This window comes from Maribacter huludaoensis (assembly GCF_029350945.1).
Taxonomy (GTDB): domain Bacteria; phylum Bacteroidota; class Bacteroidia; order Flavobacteriales; family Flavobacteriaceae; genus Maribacter; species Maribacter huludaoensis.
Genome location: NZ_JARKMS010000001.1, coordinates 590,168 through 610,730 on the forward strand (window position 1 = coordinate 590,168; position 20,563 = coordinate 610,730).

15 protein-coding genes are annotated in these 20,563 nt (G+C 34.0%); 11 read left to right on the forward strand and 4 right to left on the reverse strand.

The genetic code is table 11. The features are described from left to right. Positions 1-26 precede the first annotated feature (26 nt). On the forward strand, positions 27-698 hold the full coding sequence (locus tag PXC01_RS02585) for a lipoprotein signal peptidase (protein WP_276470814.1): 672 nt from the start codon (positions 27-29) through the stop codon (positions 696-698). On the opposite strand, the gene PXC01_RS02590 is transcribed toward PXC01_RS02585, so the two are convergent. Next, positions 677-1,246 (reverse strand): 5-formyltetrahydrofolate cyclo-ligase, encoded by a 570-nt coding sequence (locus PXC01_RS02590; protein ID WP_276470815.1) that lies wholly within the window; start codon positions 1,244-1,246, stop codon positions 677-679. The genes PXC01_RS02585 and PXC01_RS02590 overlap by 22 nt on opposite strands. 491 nt (positions 1,247-1,737) lie before the next feature. Here PXC01_RS02590 and uvrC point away from each other — a divergent pair, with 491 nt between their 5' ends. The 8 genes from uvrC to PXC01_RS02630 all read left to right on the forward strand — a co-directional run bounded on the left by uvrC (position 1,738) and on the right by PXC01_RS02630 (position 14,238). After that, on the forward strand, positions 1,738-3,531 hold the full coding sequence (gene uvrC, locus PXC01_RS02595) for an excinuclease ABC subunit UvrC (RefSeq protein ID WP_276470816.1): 1,794 nt from the start codon (positions 1,738-1,740) through the stop codon (positions 3,529-3,531). After that, a complete protein-coding gene (locus PXC01_RS02600) occupies positions 3,509-5,800 on the forward strand; it encodes a patatin-like phospholipase family protein (RefSeq protein ID WP_276470817.1) in 2,292 nt (763 codons plus the stop codon). Before uvrC ends, PXC01_RS02600 begins: the two co-directional genes overlap by 23 nt. Positions 5,801-6,153: 353 nt before the next feature. After that, positions 6,154-6,933 carry a DUF3108 domain-containing protein gene (locus PXC01_RS02605; RefSeq protein WP_276470818.1) on the forward strand — a complete coding sequence of 260 codons (780 nt, stop codon included), beginning with the start codon at positions 6,154-6,156 and terminating at the stop codon, positions 6,931-6,933. Between the two features lie 7 nt (positions 6,934-6,940). Next, positions 6,941-7,912: a tryptophan 2,3-dioxygenase family protein gene (locus tag PXC01_RS02610; RefSeq protein WP_276470819.1), complete on the forward strand. Its 972-nt coding sequence runs from the start codon at positions 6,941-6,943 to the stop codon at positions 7,910-7,912. Continuing rightward, positions 7,912-9,192, forward strand: a complete 1,281-nt coding sequence (locus PXC01_RS02615) for a peptidoglycan DD-metalloendopeptidase family protein (RefSeq protein WP_276470820.1) — start codon at positions 7,912-7,914, stop codon at positions 9,190-9,192. The genes PXC01_RS02610 and PXC01_RS02615 overlap by 1 nt, the downstream gene beginning before the upstream one ends. 1 nt (position 9,193) lies before the next feature. Next, positions 9,194-10,831, forward strand: coding sequence for a glucose-6-phosphate isomerase (pgi, locus tag PXC01_RS02620; protein ID WP_276470821.1), 1,638 nt, complete (start codon positions 9,194-9,196; stop codon positions 10,829-10,831). A 170-nt stretch (positions 10,832-11,001) separates the two neighbouring features. Then, entirely contained in the window at positions 11,002-13,704 is a 2,703-nt protein-coding gene (locus tag PXC01_RS02625) for a TonB-dependent receptor (RefSeq protein ID WP_276470822.1), read from the forward strand. A 93-nt stretch (positions 13,705-13,797) separates the two neighbouring features. Then, positions 13,798-14,238 carry a hypothetical protein gene (locus PXC01_RS02630; protein ID WP_276470823.1) on the forward strand — a complete coding sequence of 147 codons (441 nt, stop codon included), beginning with the start codon at positions 13,798-13,800 and terminating at the stop codon, positions 14,236-14,238. Between the two features lie 52 nt (positions 14,239-14,290). On the opposite strand, the gene PXC01_RS02635 is transcribed toward PXC01_RS02630, so the two are convergent. Then, positions 14,291-15,334: an endonuclease/exonuclease/phosphatase family protein gene (locus tag PXC01_RS02635; protein ID WP_276470824.1), complete on the reverse strand. Its 1,044-nt coding sequence runs from the start codon at positions 15,332-15,334 to the stop codon at positions 14,291-14,293. A 107-nt stretch (positions 15,335-15,441) separates the two neighbouring features. On the opposite strand from PXC01_RS02635, the gene PXC01_RS02640 reads away from it, so the two are divergent. Together PXC01_RS02640 and PXC01_RS02645 are read left to right on the forward strand one after the other, a co-directional pair. After that, entirely contained in the window at positions 15,442-18,183 is a 2,742-nt protein-coding gene (locus PXC01_RS02640) for a carboxypeptidase-like regulatory domain-containing protein (RefSeq protein WP_276470825.1), read from the forward strand. A 16-nt stretch (positions 18,184-18,199) separates the two neighbouring features. After that, positions 18,200-19,564, forward strand: coding sequence for a DUF5689 domain-containing protein (locus PXC01_RS02645; protein WP_276470826.1), 1,365 nt, complete (start codon positions 18,200-18,202; stop codon positions 19,562-19,564). Between the two features lie 2 nt (positions 19,565-19,566). Here the strand turns inward: PXC01_RS02645 and PXC01_RS02650 are convergent, their stop codons facing one another. Both PXC01_RS02650 and PXC01_RS02655 read right to left on the reverse strand, forming a co-directional pair. Continuing rightward, a complete protein-coding gene (locus PXC01_RS02650) occupies positions 19,567-19,974 on the reverse strand; it encodes a response regulator (RefSeq protein WP_276470827.1) in 408 nt (135 codons plus the stop codon). A gap of 174 nt (positions 19,975-20,148) precedes the next feature. Then, entirely contained in the window at positions 20,149-20,556 is a 408-nt protein-coding gene (locus PXC01_RS02655; protein WP_276470828.1) for a response regulator, read from the reverse strand. Positions 20,557-20,563 lie beyond the last annotated feature (7 nt).

Consider the following 20,563-nt stretch of genomic DNA (forward strand, 5'->3'; position numbering starts at 1 on the left):
ATTTTTGCGCTCATTGATGAAAGCCCATGAACATTAAAAAGTCTGTCCTATTTATTTTATTGATTTTAATAATTGATCAATGGAGTAAGATTTATATAAAAACCAATTTCGTATTGGGTGAGTCGGTTGAGGTATTTAGCTGGTTTAAAATTTTATTTATTGAAAATGAAGGTGCTGCTTGGGGTGCAAAACTAAGCGACGTATTACCTATATCCGATGATATAGGAAAGTTGGTATTGACCGTATTTAGGTTGTTTGCAATTTTTGGTATTGGGTATTGGCTTTTTGATGTTATTAAAAAGAAAGCATCAAATACCTTAATTTGGGCAGTGTCCCTAATTTTTGCCGGAGCCTTGGGAAATATTCTAGATTCTGTTTTTTACGGGGCAATATTCAATGAAAGTTATAATGAAGTAGCAACGTTATTTTCTGATGAGCCTTATGGTAAGTTGTTTTATGGTAAAGTAGTGGATATGTTATATTTTCCTATGGTAGACTCTACATGGCCAACTTGGATGCCTATGGTGGGCGGTCAAAATTTTAGATTTTTTGAACCTGTATTCAATATTGCCGATACGGCAATAAGTACAGGTGTTGGTATATTGTTGGTTTTTAATAAAAGAGCTTTCAACAAAGAAGAAGAGTTGTCAACTAATGACAATGAGATTTTAGAGAATCAAGAAGTTTTAAAAGAATAGATTTTTTTAGGGGTAATACAGTAGTCTAATGGTATGTCTGTACTATCTACGTCTTCTATGCTATCTTCAGCTTCAAAAAAAGAAAGACCTATTTTTATTACGTCATCTTTACATTCGTTTAAAAAACGGTCATAATAACCTTTTCCATATCCTATTCTATTTCCTTGCTTGTCAAAAGCTAAAAGAGGAATAAAAACAACATCTATTTTATGCGGTTCTATTGTAATACCATCTACAGGTTCAGGTATATTTAGACTGTTGTTGATGAATTTGGTATTATCTGTAAGTAAATAATGTTCTAAGGCAGTGTCTGAAATAATTTTGGGAACTATAACATTTTTATCCAAACCTAAAAGTACTGAAATAATACCTTCTGTATCTATTTCAGATTTTTGTTTTATAGGAAGGTAAATATGAAAATATAGATAATTCCATATTGGTAATTGCAAAACTGAATTTGCGATTACTATACTTTCAGAAGATATTTGAGAGGGTTTTAGGGAACTACGAAGTTTAATATATTTTATACGTAAATCTTTCTTCAACATAGTGAAGTGAATTTAACATACTTATATTTTAAATTATTCTTTACCTGCAACAGCAAAAAATACTTTAAAAAATAACATTAAAATAAGGTAAGTTCCTAAAGTGATGATGTAACTATCCATAATCTAAAATTTGTAAATGGGCTAATAATTGTTGTTGTTGTGTTAAAAATAGGTAAAATAATTAATATAACATCCTTGAAATGCACTTTTTTATCGTTGAAATGCATTTTTTTAAAATAAAATTAACACTTTCATTCATATAACGAAACAAAATATCAATTAATTGCCTGAAAATCAAAGTTTTAAATATATGTAATTTTTATTGGATTATGAATGCCATAAATTAAGAATAGTAAAATTATTTATATCAAAATATAAGGGTGTCTAAAATATCGAATTGATAAACGGTTAAAAAGTGTTTTGTGCTAACAAAATAACTTTGAGGTACAATCTAAAATGGCATATAAACACTAATTTAGTAGTATTGAATTATGACAGAGATTCCTATAAAAATACAGTTAAGTGCATTACCTAATAGTCCGGGAGTTTACCAATTCTATGATAGCAGTGACGGTATATTATATGTAGGTAAGGCAAAAAATTTAAAAAAGCGTGTTTCCTCATACTTTACCAAGAACCACGAGTATGGTAAAACTAGGGTTCTGGTAAAGAAGATTCGTTCCATAAAGCACATAGTCGTGCCAACGGAATCTGATGCTCTTTTATTGGAAAATAATTTGATCAAGGAGTTAAGGCCCAGATATAACGTTTTGTTGAAAGATGACAAATCTTATCCTTGGTTATGTCTTAAAAACGAAAGATTTCCAAGGTTATTTCCAACAAGAAGGGTAATTAAAGATGGATCTGAATATTTTGGACCGTACACCAGTATGAAAACGGTTCGGGTTTTATTGGATTTGATTAAAAGTGTTTATCCGTTAAGAACATGCAATTATGATCTATCTGCCGAGAAAATCAATGCAGGTAAATTTAAGGTATGCCTAGAATATCATTTGGGTAACTGTAAAGGACCATGTGAAGGGCATCAGTCAATATCGGAATATGATCGTCAAATAGAAGACATTCGGGAAATTGTAAAAGGTAATTTTAAGTCGTCAATAGCCTATTTTAAAAGCCAGATGAAAGCTCTGGCAGAAGAAATGAAATTTGAAGAAGCGCAAAAGGTAAAGGATAAAATTGATGTTTTAGAGAACTACCAGGTAAAATCTACCATTGTAAATCCTAAGATCAGTAATGTAGATGTGTTCAGTATAATCTCGGATAATTCTTTTGCATATGTTAATTTTCTTCAATTGGCACATGGGTCTATAATAAGGTCCCATACAATGGAAATCAAGAAGAAACTTGAAGAGAAAGATGAAGATTTGCTTGAGCTGGCTATTGTAGAGATTAGGGAAAGGTTTAAATCAGATTCAAAAGAACTTTATGTACCCTTTGATATAGCCGTGTCACCAGGGTTAAAAGTAACAGTGCCCAAGTTGGGGGATAAGAAACGAATTCTTGATTTGTCTGAGCGAAATGCCAAATTCTTTAGGCAGGAGCGTTTTAATCAGATTAAGATTATTGATCCCGATCGTCATACCAATAGAATAATGGCCCAAATGAAAAAAGATCTTCGTTTATCGGCTGAACCTAGACATATTGAATGTTTTGATAATAGTAATATTCAAGGTAGCAATCCTGTAGCGGCATGTGTTGTTTTTAAGGACGGTAAACCTTCAAAAAAAGAGTACAGACATTATAATATAAAGACGGTTACCGGTCCGGATGATTTTGCTTCAATGGAAGAAGTGGTGTATCGTAGGTATAAAAGACTACAAGAAGAACTACGGCCATTACCGCAATTAGTTGTTATTGATGGGGGTAAGGGCCAATTATCATCGGCTTTAAAGAGTTTGGACCTTTTAGGTTTAAGAGGTAAAATTGCTATAGTGGGTATAGCTAAAAGGTTAGAGGAGATATATTTTCCTGAAGACCCTATACCTTTATATCTGGATAAGAAATCTGAAAGTCTTAAAATAATTCAGTATTTACGAAATGAAGCCCATAGATTTGGTATAACGTTTCATAGAAATAAAAGAAGCAAGGGGGCTATTAATTCTGAATTGGAAGGTATAGACGGTGTAGGTGAAAAGACAGCGCAGCAGTTATTAAAAAAATTCAAATCGGTAAAACGCATAAAAGAAGCTTCCGTTGAAAGTTTAAGTTTAGAGGTAGGAGCGTCCAAAGCAAAAAAAATATATGAATCTTTTCGTAAAAAATAGATTGGGTATAATGCCATTGGTGTTGTCGGTACTTTTTTTAGGTATCGGTACTTTGGTTGCTCAAGATCATGAGGAAAAGATTAAGCCTAAAGTTGGGTTGGTACTAAGTGGTGGCGGTGCAAAAGGTATGGCACATATTGGCGCATTGAAGATCATTGAAGAAGCCGGTGTTGAAATTGACTACATTGGTGGTTCTAGTATGGGTGCAATTGTAGGTGCAATGTATGCTGCTGGGTATTCTGCAAACGAGTTGGATTCTATCTTTAAAGCAACCAATATTGGTTCGTTAATTCAAGATAATTTACCTAGAAGTGCTAAAACCTTTTATGAAAAGGACGATTCTGAACGTTATGCACTAACACTACCGTTCAAAAATTTTAAAGTAACGGTGCCGCCAGCTATATCGGGAGGTCAAAACATTTACAATGAATTTGTAAGGTTATTGTATCATGTAAAGGATATAGATGATTTTAATAAGCTACCTACTCCTTTTGTTTGTATAGCTACCGATATTGAAACAGGTAAACAAGTAATTTTAAATTCGGGCTATTTACCGGAAGCTATTTTGGCCAGCGGAACACTGCCTTCGCTTTTTGAGCCTACTGTCATAAATGATAGAGTGTTGATAGATGGTGGTGTGGTCAACAATTATCCTATAGATGAAGTCAGGGCAATGGGAGCTGATATTATAATTGGTGTAGATGTTCAACACGATCTGTCCGATCGAGATGCCTTGTTGTCTGCAACTGAAATTTTGTTGCAGATCAATAATTATAGAACGGTGGCCGATATGGAAGTGAAGTCTGCCAAGACAGATATTTATATTAAACCGAACATTGAGGAATACTCGGTAATAGATTTTAATAGATTGGGGGAAATTGTTAAAACAGGTGAAGATGCCGCAAAATTAAAAATACAAGAACTCAAGCAACTTACAACGGGATATAAAAAAGATAAAAATTCAATTTCGGTAATACAAGAAAATGAGCAGTTGACCATTAATAGGTTGTTAATAGAAGGAAATACCGATCATACCAGGGGTTATGTAAAAGGTAAATTGCGATTTAGTCTTGATGAGCCTACAAACTTTAAAAGGCTTCAGCAGGGAATCAGTAATCTGTCCGCAACGGGCAATTTTAGAACGATCAAATACAAATTGTTGGATAATATGAACGGTGGTGAAGATTTAATTCTTCCGTTAGATGAAACCGAAAATACCTCGTTTTTACGTTTAGGTGCTCATTTTGATGATTTGTATAAGAGTGCCGCGTTAATCAATATTACCAAGAAGAGGATATTGTCAAAAGATGATGTGGCCTCTTTTGATTTTATTTTAGGTGATAATATAAGGTATAACTTTGAATATTATTTGGATAAAGGAACGTATTGGAGTTTTGGAATTAACTCAAGGTTCAATGATTTTGAACAGGAAATTGATTTTGATTTAATTGAGGGTAATTTTGAAGTAGGTGCGGGTACGGCATTGAATAGAATAAATTTAAACGTATCTGATTTTACCCATCAGTTATACGTACAAACAGTAGTTAAAGAAGAATTTGCTTTTACACTTGGCGGAGAATTTAAACACTTACAATATAGTACCAGAACGTTTGGTGATACGCCCAATGTTACTACCCCTGGTACAACCTCCAGCAATGGTAGAACATATTTTGACAGGAGTAATTATGTAAGTGCCTTTGGATCGTTGAAGTTGGATACTTATGATGACAAATATTTTCCCTCTAGAGGGTTGTATTTTAATGGTGATATGCACTATTACGTTCTATCATCGGATTTTAACAACAATTTCAAGGATTTTTCTATATCAAAAGCTCGTATGGGTATGGCAATGCCCCTAATCAAAAATTTGTCCATTAATATAGAAACGGAAGGAGGTTTTAAGTTGGGTACATCCGGCGTTACCAGCTTTGATTTTCTTTTGGGCGGTTATGGTACAGATTTTATAAATAATTTTATACCCTTCGTGGGCTATGACTTTATAAGTTTGCCGGGTAACAGTTTTGTTAAAGCTTACGGTAGATTAGATTATGAATTTGCGGAAAAGAACCACATGCTTTTTAGTGCAAATTTTGCCAATGTAGATGATGATCTTTTTAGAACGGGAGATTGGTTTAAGGCGCCGTCATATTCTGGGTATGGAATAGGTTACGGCCTAGAATCATTTTTGGGACCTATAAACCTTATGTATTCCTGGACACCAGAAATAGATAAATCACAATTCTTTGTAAGCATAGGTTATTGGTTCTGATTTTTATGTGCAAAGCGAGTGGGAAAAAAGTATTGGGATATAGATTTTCTTAATAGTTTCCCAAATATCGAATTCAAGTGTGAATAACTGTTAAGGTTATCATTAAAGTAAGTTAAACCGTACTGTTGGTATAATAATGTGCCTTAAATTTACACCAGCTAAGGGGTGGTTCCCTTACAACTTTAAGTAGTGGTTTTTCATAATTTAAAGTTTGGTTGGTTATTTAGGAAAAGCCCAGTTTTTAAACTGGGCTTTTTTTATACAACAATACTTTGGAATAAATTTTGTTTAAGATATTGTAATGAAAGTTATAGAGAACTATCTATTGCTATTTTTACAATAAACTACTGACTATGAAAAAATATTTTTTACTTGCCCTGTCCTTAACATATTTTGGTGTACAAGGTCAAAATACTAAGTCAGCTTTTAAGACAGGAGAATGGTTGAAGTTTAGAATGCATTACGGTTTTTTAAATGCAAGCTATGCTACACTGCAAGTTAATTCTACCATTTTAAACAATAAGTCTGTCTACCATGTAGTGGGTCATGGTGAAACTACCGGTGTGGCCAGTTGGTTTTTTAAAGTAGATGATACCTATGAAAGTTATTTTGACAAGCAAGATGGTAAGCCATATAAGTTTGTTCGTAAAATTAACGAAGGGGGTTATAAAAAAGATGTAGAGATAAACTTTGACCATAATGCATCTAATGCAGAACTTAATGATAAGAAAAACAAGAAAAAGCTTAATTTTACATTAGAGAACAATATACAGGATCTAATATCCGCTTTTTATTATTTGAGGAACAACTATAAAACAGAAGACCTTGAAGTAGGAAAAGCAATTACCCTGAAAATGCTTTATGACGATGACGGTATTTTCAATTTTAAACTTAAGTATTTAGGTTTAGAGGTTTTAAATACAAAATATGGTAAAGTAGAATGCTTAAAATTTAGGCCTTTGGTACAATCGGGGCGTGTATTTAAAGAGCAAGAAAGTTTATCATTATGGGTTTCGAACGATGACAATCGAATTCCAATTAGAATTAAAGCAGATTTAGCCGTAGGTGCTATAAAAGCAGATATTGATGGGTATAATGGTCTTAAACATCAGTTTAAAATTATAATGGATTAGACCCTAAATGGAAGATAGAGAGAAGATCAAATCCCAAATATCTAAACTAGAAGAAAAATATAAAGATTCAGGGCAAGATCTTAGCTCTTATTTAGATGGTCTATTGCACCAGCGTTATCTTACCTATTGGGATTATATACATTTAGACACCCTATTAAGTCTACAAGTACCAAGAACTCATTTTCCTGATGAAGAAATATTCATCATGTATCATCAAATTACCGAATTATACTTTAAATTGATTTTGCACGAGCAAAAGCAATTGGTAGATGATAAAAGTGACAATTTAGATTTTTTTATAGAAAAGGTCAGAAGAATAAATAGTTACTATAAAGTTCTAATATCTTCATTTAGTGTAATGATCAAAGGTATGGAGCGAGAGCAGTTTTTGCAATACCGTATGGCATTGTTGCCTGCTAGTGGTTTTCAGTCTGCACAGTTTAGGATGATCGAGCTGTATGCCACGCCCTTAGAAAATTTGGTTCATGTATCGGAAAGGGCTCAATTCTCATCAGAATCTACGATCGAAGAGTTATACGAACACATTTATTGGAAAAAGGGTGCTACAGATAAAGAAACGGGCGAAAAAACATTGACATTGAAACAGTTTGAGTACCGTTATACGCCTAGGCTTATAAGAATAGCAAAACAGGTAGAGAACGCTACAATATATCATAAATACTTAAGTTTACCCAAAGAGCAGAGAGAGGATTCTGCACTAGTGGATGCGTTGAAGACTTTAGATGTAAATGCTAATATAAATTGGCAATTGATGCACATGGGTTCGGCTCATAGATACTTAAGAAAAGAAACCGGTGATATAGAGGCAACAGGTGGTACCAATTGGAAAGAATACCTGCCGCCTAGTTTTCAAAAAATTGTATTCTTTCCAGAATTGTATACAGAACAGGAATTAAATAATTGGGGTAAACAGTGGGTAGACCATATGTTGAATCCAGATAAATCAAGAGTAGAATAATGCAGAAGTATTGGGGGGTATTATTGGCATTGACAGTAATTGCATCATGCAAGGACGCCGGTAGTGAGAAGAAGGATATAGCTCAAGATTTCAAGGTTATAGAGGCACCTGAAGTCAATGAGAGATTTGGTTTCAATTTAGATGAATTTAACGTAAAGTTAGATACTGTAAGGTACGGGGATAGTTTTGGTGAATTAATGCAGGATAATAAAGTAGATTATCCAAAAGTTTTAGCTGTTTCGGAAAATTTTAAGGATAGTTTTGATGTACGTAAAATACGCGTGGGCAAGCCATATGCTATTTTACAATCTAAAGATACTACTGCGCAAGCTCAGGTGTTTATTTACGAGAACGATCCAATAAACTATACCGTAATAGATTTGCGGGATAGTGTAAAAGTCTACAGGGATAAAAACAAGGTTAAGTTTGTTCAACGAGAAGTTTCGGGGGTTATAGAATCTAGTTTGTCTGAAGCAATATTGGAACAAGGGGTTGATTATAATGTTACGCACAACCTGGCAAATGTTTATGCGTGGACAATAGATTTTTCAAGATTACAAAAAAATGATAAGTTCAAGATCATCTATAATGAGAAGTTTATAAATGATACGGTATATGCAGGTGCCGAACCGATCGAAGCTGCATTTTTTGAGCATAACGGCAAACCAATTTATGCCTTTGCCTACGAAAATGATTCGTTAAGAAGTTTGGTCGATTATTTTGATGAAAATGCAAATAATCTAAGAAGAACTTTTTTAAGAATGCCTGTAGAGTACGGTAGGTTATCTTCTAGGTACAATCTTAAACGAAGAATAAAATATTACGGTTATAAATTACGCCCGCACAAGGGTACGGATTACGCGGCACCTATTGGAACACCAATTATGGCAACGGCCGATGGTACCGTGGTAGAGTCTACCAGAAGAGGTGGCAACGGTAAATATGTTAAGATTAGACATAATGGAACCTATTCTACGCAGTATTTGCATATGAAGGCCCAAAATGTAAAAAAAGGAGATTTTGTACGTCAAGGAGATGTTATTGGTTGGATCGGTATGACCGGCAATACGGGAGGTCCTCATGTGTGCTATCGTTTTTGGAAAAATGGCAGGCAGGTTGATCCTTTAAAAGAAGAATTGCCACAGGCAGAACCATTGCACGATTCATTAAAAGAAGAATATTTTGCATACATAGCAACATATAAAGAACAGTTAGACTGTATAATATATCCTAAAGTCTTAATTGAAGAAGACAACGATCTAATAACACTTAATCAATAAAATGGCACTAGATAAAATAAACCCACAGCAAACCGAAATTTGGAATAAGTTAACGGCACATTACGAAGAAACTAAGGGCGAGCATCTTAGAAGTTTATTTTCGTCGGATACAAAAAGAGCCGAAAAGTTTACGCTACAGTGGAATGATTTCTTGTTCGATTATTCTAAGAACAGAATCTCTGAAGAGACAATGCAACTGTTGTTCAAGCTAGCTGATGAGGTGAATTTAAAAGGTGCGATCAAAGATTATTTTGGTGGTGGATTGATTAATGAGACAGAAGGTAGGGCGGTACTACATACCGCATTACGTGCTAAGAAAGATGATGTTGTTCTGGTAGACGGTAAAAATGTAATGCCAGAAGTTTATGAGGTAAAAGAACATATAAAGGAATTTACAGATAGGGTAATTAACGGAGATTTAAAAGGATATACAGGTAAAGCTTTTACAGATGTAGTAAATATAGGTATTGGAGGTTCAGATTTGGGTCCTGCAATGGTGACCGAGGCATTAAAGTTTTATAAAAATCATTTGTCTATCCATTTTGTTAGTAATGTAGACGGTGATCATGTGCATGAAATACTAAAGACTTTAAATCCTGAGACTACATTGTTCGTAGTAGTTTCTAAAACCTTCACAACACAAGAAACACTTAGTAATGCCACTACGATCAAGAAGTGGTTTTTAAAGCATGGAACACAGGAGGATATTGCAAAGCATTTTGCCGCAGTATCAACTAACAGTGAAAAAATAGCAGAATTCGGCATTGATGCTGCAAACGTATTCCCTATGTGGGATTGGGTAGGTGGAAGATTTTCACTGTGGAGCGCAGTAGGTTTAACAATTGCCTTGGCGGTCGGTTATGAAAACTTTGATGCTTTATTGAAAGGAGCAAATGAAACCGACATACATTTTAAGGAAACTGATTTTTCCGAGAATATTCCTGTAATTATGGCATTGGTCAGTGTTTGGTATAATAATTTTTATGAAGCCGAAACAGAAGCTATCATTCCTTACGCACAGTATTTAAGTAGATTTTCTGCTTATTTGCAGCAAGGTATTATGGAGAGTAATGGTAAGAGCGTGGATAGAGCTGGTAATACCGTTGGTTATGAAACAGGGACTATTATTTGGGGAGAACCAGGTACAAATTCTCAGCATGCCTTTTTTCAATTAATACACCAAGGAACGAAATTAATACCGACAGATTTCATAGGTTTCAAACATTCTTTACATGGAGATAAAGATCATCATGATAAGTTGATGGCAAATTATTTTGCCCAGACCGAAGCTTTGATGAACGGTAAAACCAAAGAAGAAGTTGTTAAAGAATTAAAAGAAAAAGATTTATCGGAAGCAGAAATAAACAAGCTTGCACCGTTTAAGGTATTTACCGGTAACAAGCCTACAAATACAATTCTAATCGATAAGCTAACGCCTAAAAGCCTTGGTTCATTGATTGCGTTGTATGAGCATAAAATATTTGTACAGGGTATTGTTTGGAACATCTTTAGTTATGATCAATGGGGTGTAGAACTAGGTAAACAGCTGGCAGGGACTATACTTAACGATATTAAGAATTCGGATATTTCTGATCACGATAGTTCTACATTGCGACTTTTGCAATATTTTAAGAAATAATTTTTAATACGATAAAGATTCTTTAAAAACGATAACTATTTCATTTTCAAGTAATTTGTGTAAAGTTTTTGGGTATTTTTGAATTGCTGATTTAACGTTCTCTTAACGTTGAAGGTGTAAAAATAAAGGACTTTTGCAGCAAGTTAAAAACTAACAAATACTCGAAGAAAATGAAAAAAATGTATTTTGCGTTAGCGGCATTTTTAATGACCGTGACTGCTTTTTCACAAGGACCAATTTCTGGTACTGTATTAGATGGCGATACTAATACTCCGTTGCCAGGTGCTACAGTAATGGTAAAAGGTACTACTAATGGAACATCAACTGATTTTGATGGAAATTTTACAATTAATGCAAGTTCTGAATCCGGAACTTTAGTGATTTCTTACATTGGGTTTAATTCAAAACAAATTACTTTCACTTCAACAGGTAGTGTAGGTTCTATTGTATTGGAGTCTAATGCGGAAGAGTTAGAAGGTGTTGTTGTAACTGGAATTTTGGATATTGCAAAGGATAGAGAAACTCCGGTGGCTGTATCAACTATTAGAGCTGCTGAAATTCAGGAAAAATTAGGTTCTCAAGAATTACCTGAGATTTTAAAATCTACTCCTTCTATTTACGCTACCAAAACAGGTGGTGGTTTTGGTGATGGAAGAGTTAATGTTAGAGGTTTTGATTCTAGAAATACTGCAGTTATGGTTAATGGAATACCGGTCAATGATATGGAGAACGGTATAGTTTATTGGAGTAACTGGGCAGGTTTAGGTGATGTTACCACTGCAATGCAAGTACAAAGAGGTTTAGGATCTTCAAAATTGGCAATCTCTTCTGTAGGTGGTACTATTAATGTTATTACAAAATCTACTGAAAAGGAACAAGGAGGTACTGTTATTCTTGGTGGAGGTAACGATGGTTATTTGAAAACATCGGTTGCTTATAATACTGGTAAATCTGATAAAGGCTTTGCAGCCTCTTTCCTATTTGGTAGAACTGCTGGTGATGGTTATATTCAAGGAACAGAGTTTGAAGGGTATAATTATTTTGTTGGTTTAGGATATGAGCCAAATGAGAAGCATAATTTCCAGTTTGTGTTAACTGGTGCTCCTCAGGTACACAACCAAAGAACATCAAGTTTCTTCAATGTGGCAACATTGGAAGATCATTTAGAGTATGGAGCTAGATATAACTATAATGGTGGTACGCTAAACGGTGAGGAATTTGGATGGAGAAGAAATTTTTACCATAAACCAATAACTTCATTGACATGGGAATGGAAAGCTTCTGAAAAATCTACATTGTCTACTTCTGCCTATGCTTCCTTTGGTCGTGGAGGTGGAACAGGTGATATTGGTGCTGGTCCAAGTTTTGGTTTTGCTAGTTCTAGTAGATATAGAATACCTGCAACAGGTCAAGTTGATTATGATTTAATTTCACGTTTTAATGGTGGTGAGGCAGTTACTTTTTATGATGGTAACGATTACCAATTGTCTGCTAATGCCGATGGAGAGTATATTACTACAAGTTTTGGCGATGGTCTTGCAAGAAGAGCATCGATTAATTCACATAACTGGTTTGGCGTAATTGCTAATTTGAATACTCAAATAAACGAAAAATGGAACTACGACGTAGGATTGGATTTAAGAAGCTATAAGGGTATACATTATAGAAGAATGGATAATTTGCTTGGTGCAGATGGCTATTTTGACGATGATGATATTAACAATCCTAATCATGTTATACGTGCAGAAGATACAATAGATTCTGATTTTAGTTCAATAGTGAATGTATTTAAAAGTATAGACGACGAAGAAAAAATTGATTACTACAATGATGGTCTAGTTAGATGGGCCGGTGCATTTGGTCAAGTGGAATATACTGACGGTGTTGTTTCCGCCTTTGTGCAAGGTGGTATTTCAAATCAAGGGTTTAAAAGAATTGATTATTTCAATTATTTAGATTCTGATCCTTTACAAGAAACTGACTGGGAAAATATTTTAGGAGGTAATATTAAAGGTGGTGCTAACTTTAACTTGAGCGAAGCAAATAACGTTTTCTTTAATGCAGGCTATTATTCAAAACAACCACTTTTTGATGCAGTATATTTAAACTTTGTCAATGAATTGAACCCAGATTTAGCAAATGAGAAAATACTAGGTTTAGAAATGGGTTACGGTCTTAATTTAGGAGACTTTAGAGCTAAATTAAATTTGTATAGAACATCTTGGAAAGATAGATTTGTTCGTATAGGTATTGAAACACCAACAGGTGATGAAGGTAGTGCAAATATCAACGGTGTTGAGCAAATTCATCAAGGTATTGAAATTGAAGCGGATTATCGTGCATCAGAGATTGTACAGTTTAGAGGTATGATATCTTTAGGTGATTGGGAGTATGCTGGTAATGCAACTGGTCAAGCTCTTGATGATGACAGAAATGTTATCGATCCAGATGTAACCTTATTCTTAGATGGTGTAAAAGTTGGTGATGCTGCACAATTTACTACAAACTTGGAAATGATAGTAAGACCATTGGAAGGTTTGAAAATTAGCGGTAACCTTTACAACGCATCAAGATTATATGCATTCTTAAATGCTGAAGATTTTGATTCTGCTGACAATCAAGGATCATTACGTTTACCAAGTTATACTCTTTTTGACTTAGGAGCTTATTACACTTTTGGTTTTGGAGGAAATAATAAGCTAAGTATCGCAGCTAACGTAAACAACCTTTTTGATACAGAATATATAGCTGAATCATTAACAAATACTTTTGCGGAACAAGGAGATGATGTATTTAGAGGAATTTCTACGGACAATAAAGTATTCTTTGGATTTGGAAGAACTTTCAACGTAAGTGCACGTTACAATTTTTAAGAGATTAATCTTAATAAATAAAAACCCTGATCTAATGGTCAGGGTTTTTTTATGACCAAAATTCAGTATTTTTAAAGCCTAAATAATAGAACTATGTACGAAACTATTCACATGCTACATTCCTACCTTGCCTATATTGTTTTGGCAGTATTGATTTTAGCAGTTATTAATGCTATCTCAGGACTTGTTGGAAAGCGAATTTTTAATATGGGAAAAGACCTTAGACTTAGTCTTTTTGCACTTATTTTGTGCCATATTCAATTATTGGTAGGATTAATTTTATACTTTGTTTCACCTAGTGGTTTAAGTGCAATACAAGAATTTGGTATGGGCGGTTTAACTTCTGCGGCACGTTTATTGGCAGTTGAACATCCTTTTATCAATATTTTAGCCATCGCCTCTATAACCATAGGTTGGTCAAGACATAAGAAATTTGTTGAAGGAGATAAAAAATTTAAAAGTATTGCTATTTTTTACACCATTGGTTTACTGCTTATATTAAGTAGAATTCCATGGGGGCAATGGTTTAACTAGAATTTTGGAATTTTAATACGATAAAGAACCTAGCATAATTATGTTAGGTTCTTTATTGTTTCTGGACTTTTTTAATTAGGTGAAGGTATACGGGAAAATGGTCGCTATAACCACCAATATAACTCCCTCCGGCATATGTTCTTAAAGGGTAGCCTTTATATTTTCCTTTGGGGTCCATTAAATATTCTGGGGTGAAAATACCTACTTTCCAGTAAATATAACCTTGTATTGCCTTGTCCGTAAGAGATGATGTCATATATAGTTGGTCGAATAAATTCCACTTATCACGATAAGCCAATGAACCTCTTCCTTTTCTATAAAGCTTTTCCATTGGTCCGTAAAGATTTGTAGAATCCAAATTTTTATAGTGCTTCTTAACTTGTAGTATTTTTTTAAAACTGGGGTCTATAGGATCATCGTTAAAATCTCCCATGCTTATAATTTTAGCGTAGGTATCTAACTTTTGAACAGAATCTATTATTCGCTTGTTTAACTTGGCGGCTTCTAATCTAAACGGCCTACTTCTGGCTTCGCCACCACTTCTAGATGGCCAATGGTTCACCATAAAATATATTTTTTCATTATCCAATAAGCCCTCTACAATTAGTTGATCCCTTGTGTAATCTCGTTTGCCATCAAGATTAAACAGAAGTAATCTATGGCTGTTAAAATTAACAGGCACAAAGGCACTTTTCTTATAAAGTAAGGCAACGTCTATACCTCTTTCATCGGGAGAGTCAAAATGAATGATGCCGTAGTTGTATGTGGCTAAATTAGTATGTTGTATTAAATCTTCCAGTACATTTAAGTTTTCTACTTCACAAACACCAATAATGTCCGGGGCTGTTTTATTATCGGTCGAACCAATTTCAGAAATTATCCTGGACATATTTTCTATTTTTTGTAAATAGCGTTCTTTTGTCCAATTGTCTTTTCCGTCGGGTGTTCTATCGTCATCGTATATTAAAGAATCATTTTTAGTGTCAAAAAGATTCTCAAGATTGTAAAAAGCTACTGTTCTAATTTGATAAGTATCAGAATTTTGGGCTAATAAATTTATGTGGAGAAGTAGGAAGAGGACAAATGGTAATCGCATGTTAAAGGGTATTTTGTCTTAATTATAAGCGAGTATACGGAATTTCCGCGTTAATTATTTCTTAAATACTATCTTAATGGCTCAATGTTAAGGCATTAAGTTTTAAAATGATTAAGCATACACTTTGTTTCTTGTTATTTCTAAAAATATGTTTCTTAAATGCTCAAAGGACCATAACAATATCTGGAGAAGTAAAAAATAAGATAGGAAAAGAGGTAATTATAGACGCAACTATTAGATTAGAAAGGAGCTCTATAGAAACGGCAACAAATAACTTAGGAGAGTTTCAGCTTATTACTGCATATAAAGGAGAATTTATATTACAAATTTCTTCTGCTGATTTTAATACTAAAAGAATACCAATATTTCTAGGTGAAAATAATATTGATCTTGGTAGTATCTTTTTAGATAGAGATATGACCATAGAGAAATCCATCAACCTTATCAATATCACTGATGAAGAGTTGTTAGATGAAGAGGTAAATTCTAACGCGCTTGCGTTACTGCAATCTACGAGAGACATTTTTTTAAACAGGGCGGCGTTTGATTTTGGTCAGGCGTTTTTTAGGGTAAGAGGATATGATTCTCAATATGGAGAAGTTCACCTAAATGGATTGCCCATGAATAAAATGCTAAACGGTAGGCCACAATGGAACAACTGGGGAGGATTGAACGATGTAATAAGAAATCAACAATATACTAATGGTTTAGAGGCTTCAGATTTTACTTTTGGGGGTATTTTAGGGAATACTAACATAGATTTACGGCCTTCGGGATTACGGCCTGGAACAAGATTATCTTCTTCTATGTCTAATAGAACTTACAACGGTAGAGTTATGGCAACTTATAACTCTGGGGTCAAAGATGAAAAAGTGGCTTATATTATTTCTGCTTCTCGGCGTTGGGCAAAGCAAGGGTATATAGATGGCACATTGTACGATTCCTATTCGGCCTATGGTTCCATTGAATACTTATTAAATGAAAACAATACAATTTCCGCTACGGCAATAGTAGCATCTAACAGGAGAGGGCGCTCGTCCGCAATTACAGAGGAAGTACAAGAAATACAGGGCAACAGGTATAACCCTTATGCAGGTATACAGAACGGGAAAATTAGAAACTCTAGGGAAAGGCATATTAATGAACCACTGTTCTTGATCAACTACCTTCGTGAATCGGAAAATCTTCAATTAAATGTTGGTGTCGGTTATCAAACAGGTGTTTATAAAAGAAGTCGTTTAGGATATTACAATGCTCCAAATCCAGACCCTACATATTACCGTTATTTACCCAGTTTTTATTTAAATAGTCCAATTGGGGCAAATTATGAAAGTGCTATACAGGCGGAAGAAGGTTTTCTTAAGTGGCCACAATTTGATTGGAATACTATTTATGAAGCAAATACAAGTATAAGTCAAAACGGTGAAGCCGCATATGTACTATATGACGATATTACTAAAGACAATCAATTAACCGCTAGGGCAACCGCAAACATAAACTTTAACAAGCATTCAGACTTTGATGTGGGGTTGACGCATCGCCAACTATACTCTAATAACTATGCTCGTATAGATGATCTTTTGGGAGCCGATTATCATAAAGATATAGACGTGTTTTCTGAAACGTTGAATGATGTTTCTAACGAAGTAAATAAATTGGAGGGGCAAATTTTTAATTATCAGTATAATCTAAACGGCAACAATACGGATTTATTCGCTCAATTAAATACCTATTATAATAAGATAAAGTTATTTGTAGCAGGCAAGTATGAAATGGTCTCTTATCAAAGAGAAGGGTTATTTCAGAATGAAAGATATATTGATAATTCAATAGGAAAAAGTGAAAAAGTCAAGTTTTCTAATTGGTCAGTGAAGTCAGGAGCGGCTTATACCTTAACAGGTAGGCATTGGGTTTCTGCCCATGCCGCAATAATGAATAAAGCACCTGTTTTACAAAACGTATTTATTAATCCTAGAGAAAATAACGCTATCGTCCCAAATATGCAAAATGAAACTATTACGAGTGTAGATGCCAATTATTTTTTTAGAATGCCAAAATTAACCGGTAGGTTTACCGGTTTTTATACTCGTTTTCAAAATACCACCGATGTAAATTTCTTTTTTGTTGATTCTGGGGTGGGTTCAGATTTTGTGCAAGAAGTAATTACCGATTTAGACAAATTACAGATGGGTACCGAACTTGGTTTAGAGTACCAACTGTCTAGTGCGGTTAAACTATCATTAGTTGCCTCAGTGGCAAAACATGAATATGCCAGTAATCCTTTTGTGACTATTAATTTTGATACTGCGGGCGCTACCGAAGATTTGATAGATATATCGGGCTCTAAATTTTTAGGACCATCTGCTGTAAAGGGTTACAAATTGGCGCAAGGTCCGCAAAAAGCAATTGCGGCAGGTGTGGAATACAGAGATCCCAAATATTGGTGGATAAGTGCTTCTGCAAACTATCTCGCAAACAATTATGCTAATATTTCTACAATAACCAGAACCCAAAGTTTTTTTATTGATCCAGAAACGCAATTAAGGTTCCCTGATGCAACAGATGAAAATGTGCGGAAACTTCTAAGACAAAAGCCACTTGATAATTTTTATTTATTAAATATGGTTGGCGGTAAATCATGGCTGAAGAATGGCAAATACATAAGTGTATTTGCCAGTATTAACAATCTTTTTGACACCACTTTTAGAACAGGTGGCTACGAGCAAAGTAGAAACGGCAATTATGGTCAATTAAAGCAAGATAACTTAAGCGGTAACCCGTCTTTTGCACCAAAATATTGGTATGGGTTCGGTAGAACTTATTTTTTAAATTTTGCTTTTAGTTTTTAAAAATCAAGTAATTTAAATGAATAATAATGTCAATAAATATTTTGTGATTATGGCTATTGCCATAGTGCTTTTCTCATGTGTAAAAAATAGAGAATTTGATACACCTGAAATAGAATGTTTAGATGCTGATGGTACATTTATTTCGATAGCTGATTTAAAGAATAAGTACAATGGAGAGACCGCACAAATTTATGAAGACCTGTTCCTGAAAGGTTATGTAATCTCTTCTGATAAGGAGGGTAATTTTTTTAATACGATATTTTTTCAAGATGAGTCAAGCAATCCGTCAGAAGGAATGAAGATAGAATTAGAATTAAGGGATTCTCATTTGTTCTTTGATGTTGGTCAGCAAATTGTAATTAAATTGAAAGGATTGTATTTAGGCGAATCTAATGGCACATATAAGATTGGTGGTGTATTTACTTCCTTTGGGAAACGTAGTGTTGGTAGGTTGCCTAAAAATGTTGTTTTTGACCATATTCTAATCTCTTGTAACGACAATTTTGGAATAGAGCCTACAACAGCCGTAATTTCAGAATTGAACGATGGCATGCTTAATACATTGATAGTACTGAACAATGTAGAAATAAAATTAGAAGAACTTGGGGAAACTTTTGCTACTAAAGAAGTAGAAACATTTAGAACCTTGGTAGATTGTTTTGATAACGAATTGCTGATGTTAAATAGCGGCTATGCCGATTTTCAATCAGAAATTCTACCTGATAAAATGGGTAGTGCCACTGGTTTGTTAACTAAGGATAACAACAGGTACCAATTAATAATACGTAGCTTAAAAGACCTTGAATTTGAACAACAACGATGTGTAGATTATATAGATGAATTTACGTCTCCTTCAATTTTAATAACTGAGATTGCCGACCCCAACAATAATGCAGGCGCAAGATTTGTGGAGCTTTACAATTCAGCAGAAGAAAATATGTCTTTAAAAGGTTGGAGTTTAAAGCGTTACACCAATGATAATGTTGAAGTCAGCTCTAGTATAGACTTGTCTGAATATGAAATACCAGGTCAAGGATTTTTAATCATATCACCTAACGCAGAAGAATTTAATAATATTTACGGTTTTAATGCTAATGTGTCAGTAGGTACCAATTCACCAGCAGATTCTAACGGTGATGATACTATTGTGTTAGTGGATCCCTTTGATTCTGTTGTAGATATTTTTGGAGTAATCGGTGAAGATGGTAGTAATACCAACCACGAATTTGAAGATGGTAGAGCTGTTAGAAAAATGGAAATAGAAGCTAACAATGCTGTTTTCAATTCAGCGGAATGGTTTATTTATAATGACACCGGTGGTGCGGGAACAGTTAATATGCCACAAAATGCACCATTGGATTTTAACCCGGGTGTAAGATGATATTACGCTAGCTCCTTTGAATCTATGATTTTTTTTACGGCGCTTTCTGTCAAAGGTTTTACAATATAATCTTTTACCAATTTGTAGTCTTTTGCTTTTTCCATGAATTTAGGACTGATAAAGGAACTGGTAATATAGATTTTTATGTGCCCTATCTTATCTTCAGGGAGGTCTTTAAATTCTTCTAGAAAAGACCAGCCGTCTCTATTTGGCATGTTTAAATCCAAAAAAATGACATCAGGTAATTTAATATTTTCAACTAATAGACCAATTAGACCATCTAGAGCCTCTTGTCCCCCCGTGTAGTATAAGATATTATCACTAAAATTATGATTTTTTAAAATGTTTTTACTACTGATAGAAAAAAATTCATCATCATCAATTATACAACAGCTAGAAAATATGCTCATGTTTAATTATTATAAAAGTAAATCTTTGTCAGATTTTAGATTACTAAGTCTGTAGGCAATTATAATCGACTAAATTATATAAATTATTAAGTGATGATATTTAATAAAAATAAGTTACACTCCTTTTTATTAACAATAGCATTTTTTAAAAGGCTAAATAATTTCTTGTTCTCATTAACTTTCTACCGTAGCTCCTAATATTTTACCAAGGTCATCTGGTGTAATCGGTTTTAAAATATAGGTGTCTACTTGTTCATAATTTTTGACCCTTTCTAAATCCCTAGGGTCTACAGATGAACTAATTATATAGATTACAATCTTCTTTGATAGTGGGCTTTTACAGTTTTTGAACTCATCTAGAAATTCCCAGCCATTTAAGATAGGCATGTTCAGGTCCAAAAAGATTACATCTGGCAACGGTTCGTTGGCAATGCATAATTTCATGAGTCCGTCAAGGGCATCTTTACCGTTGTTATAAACAATAATAGAATTGGCAAAATTTACTTCTTTTATAATTCTTTTGGTGCCATATACAAAAATTGGGTCGTCATCTATAATACAACAAATTTCAATTTTTTTCATTTTCAAT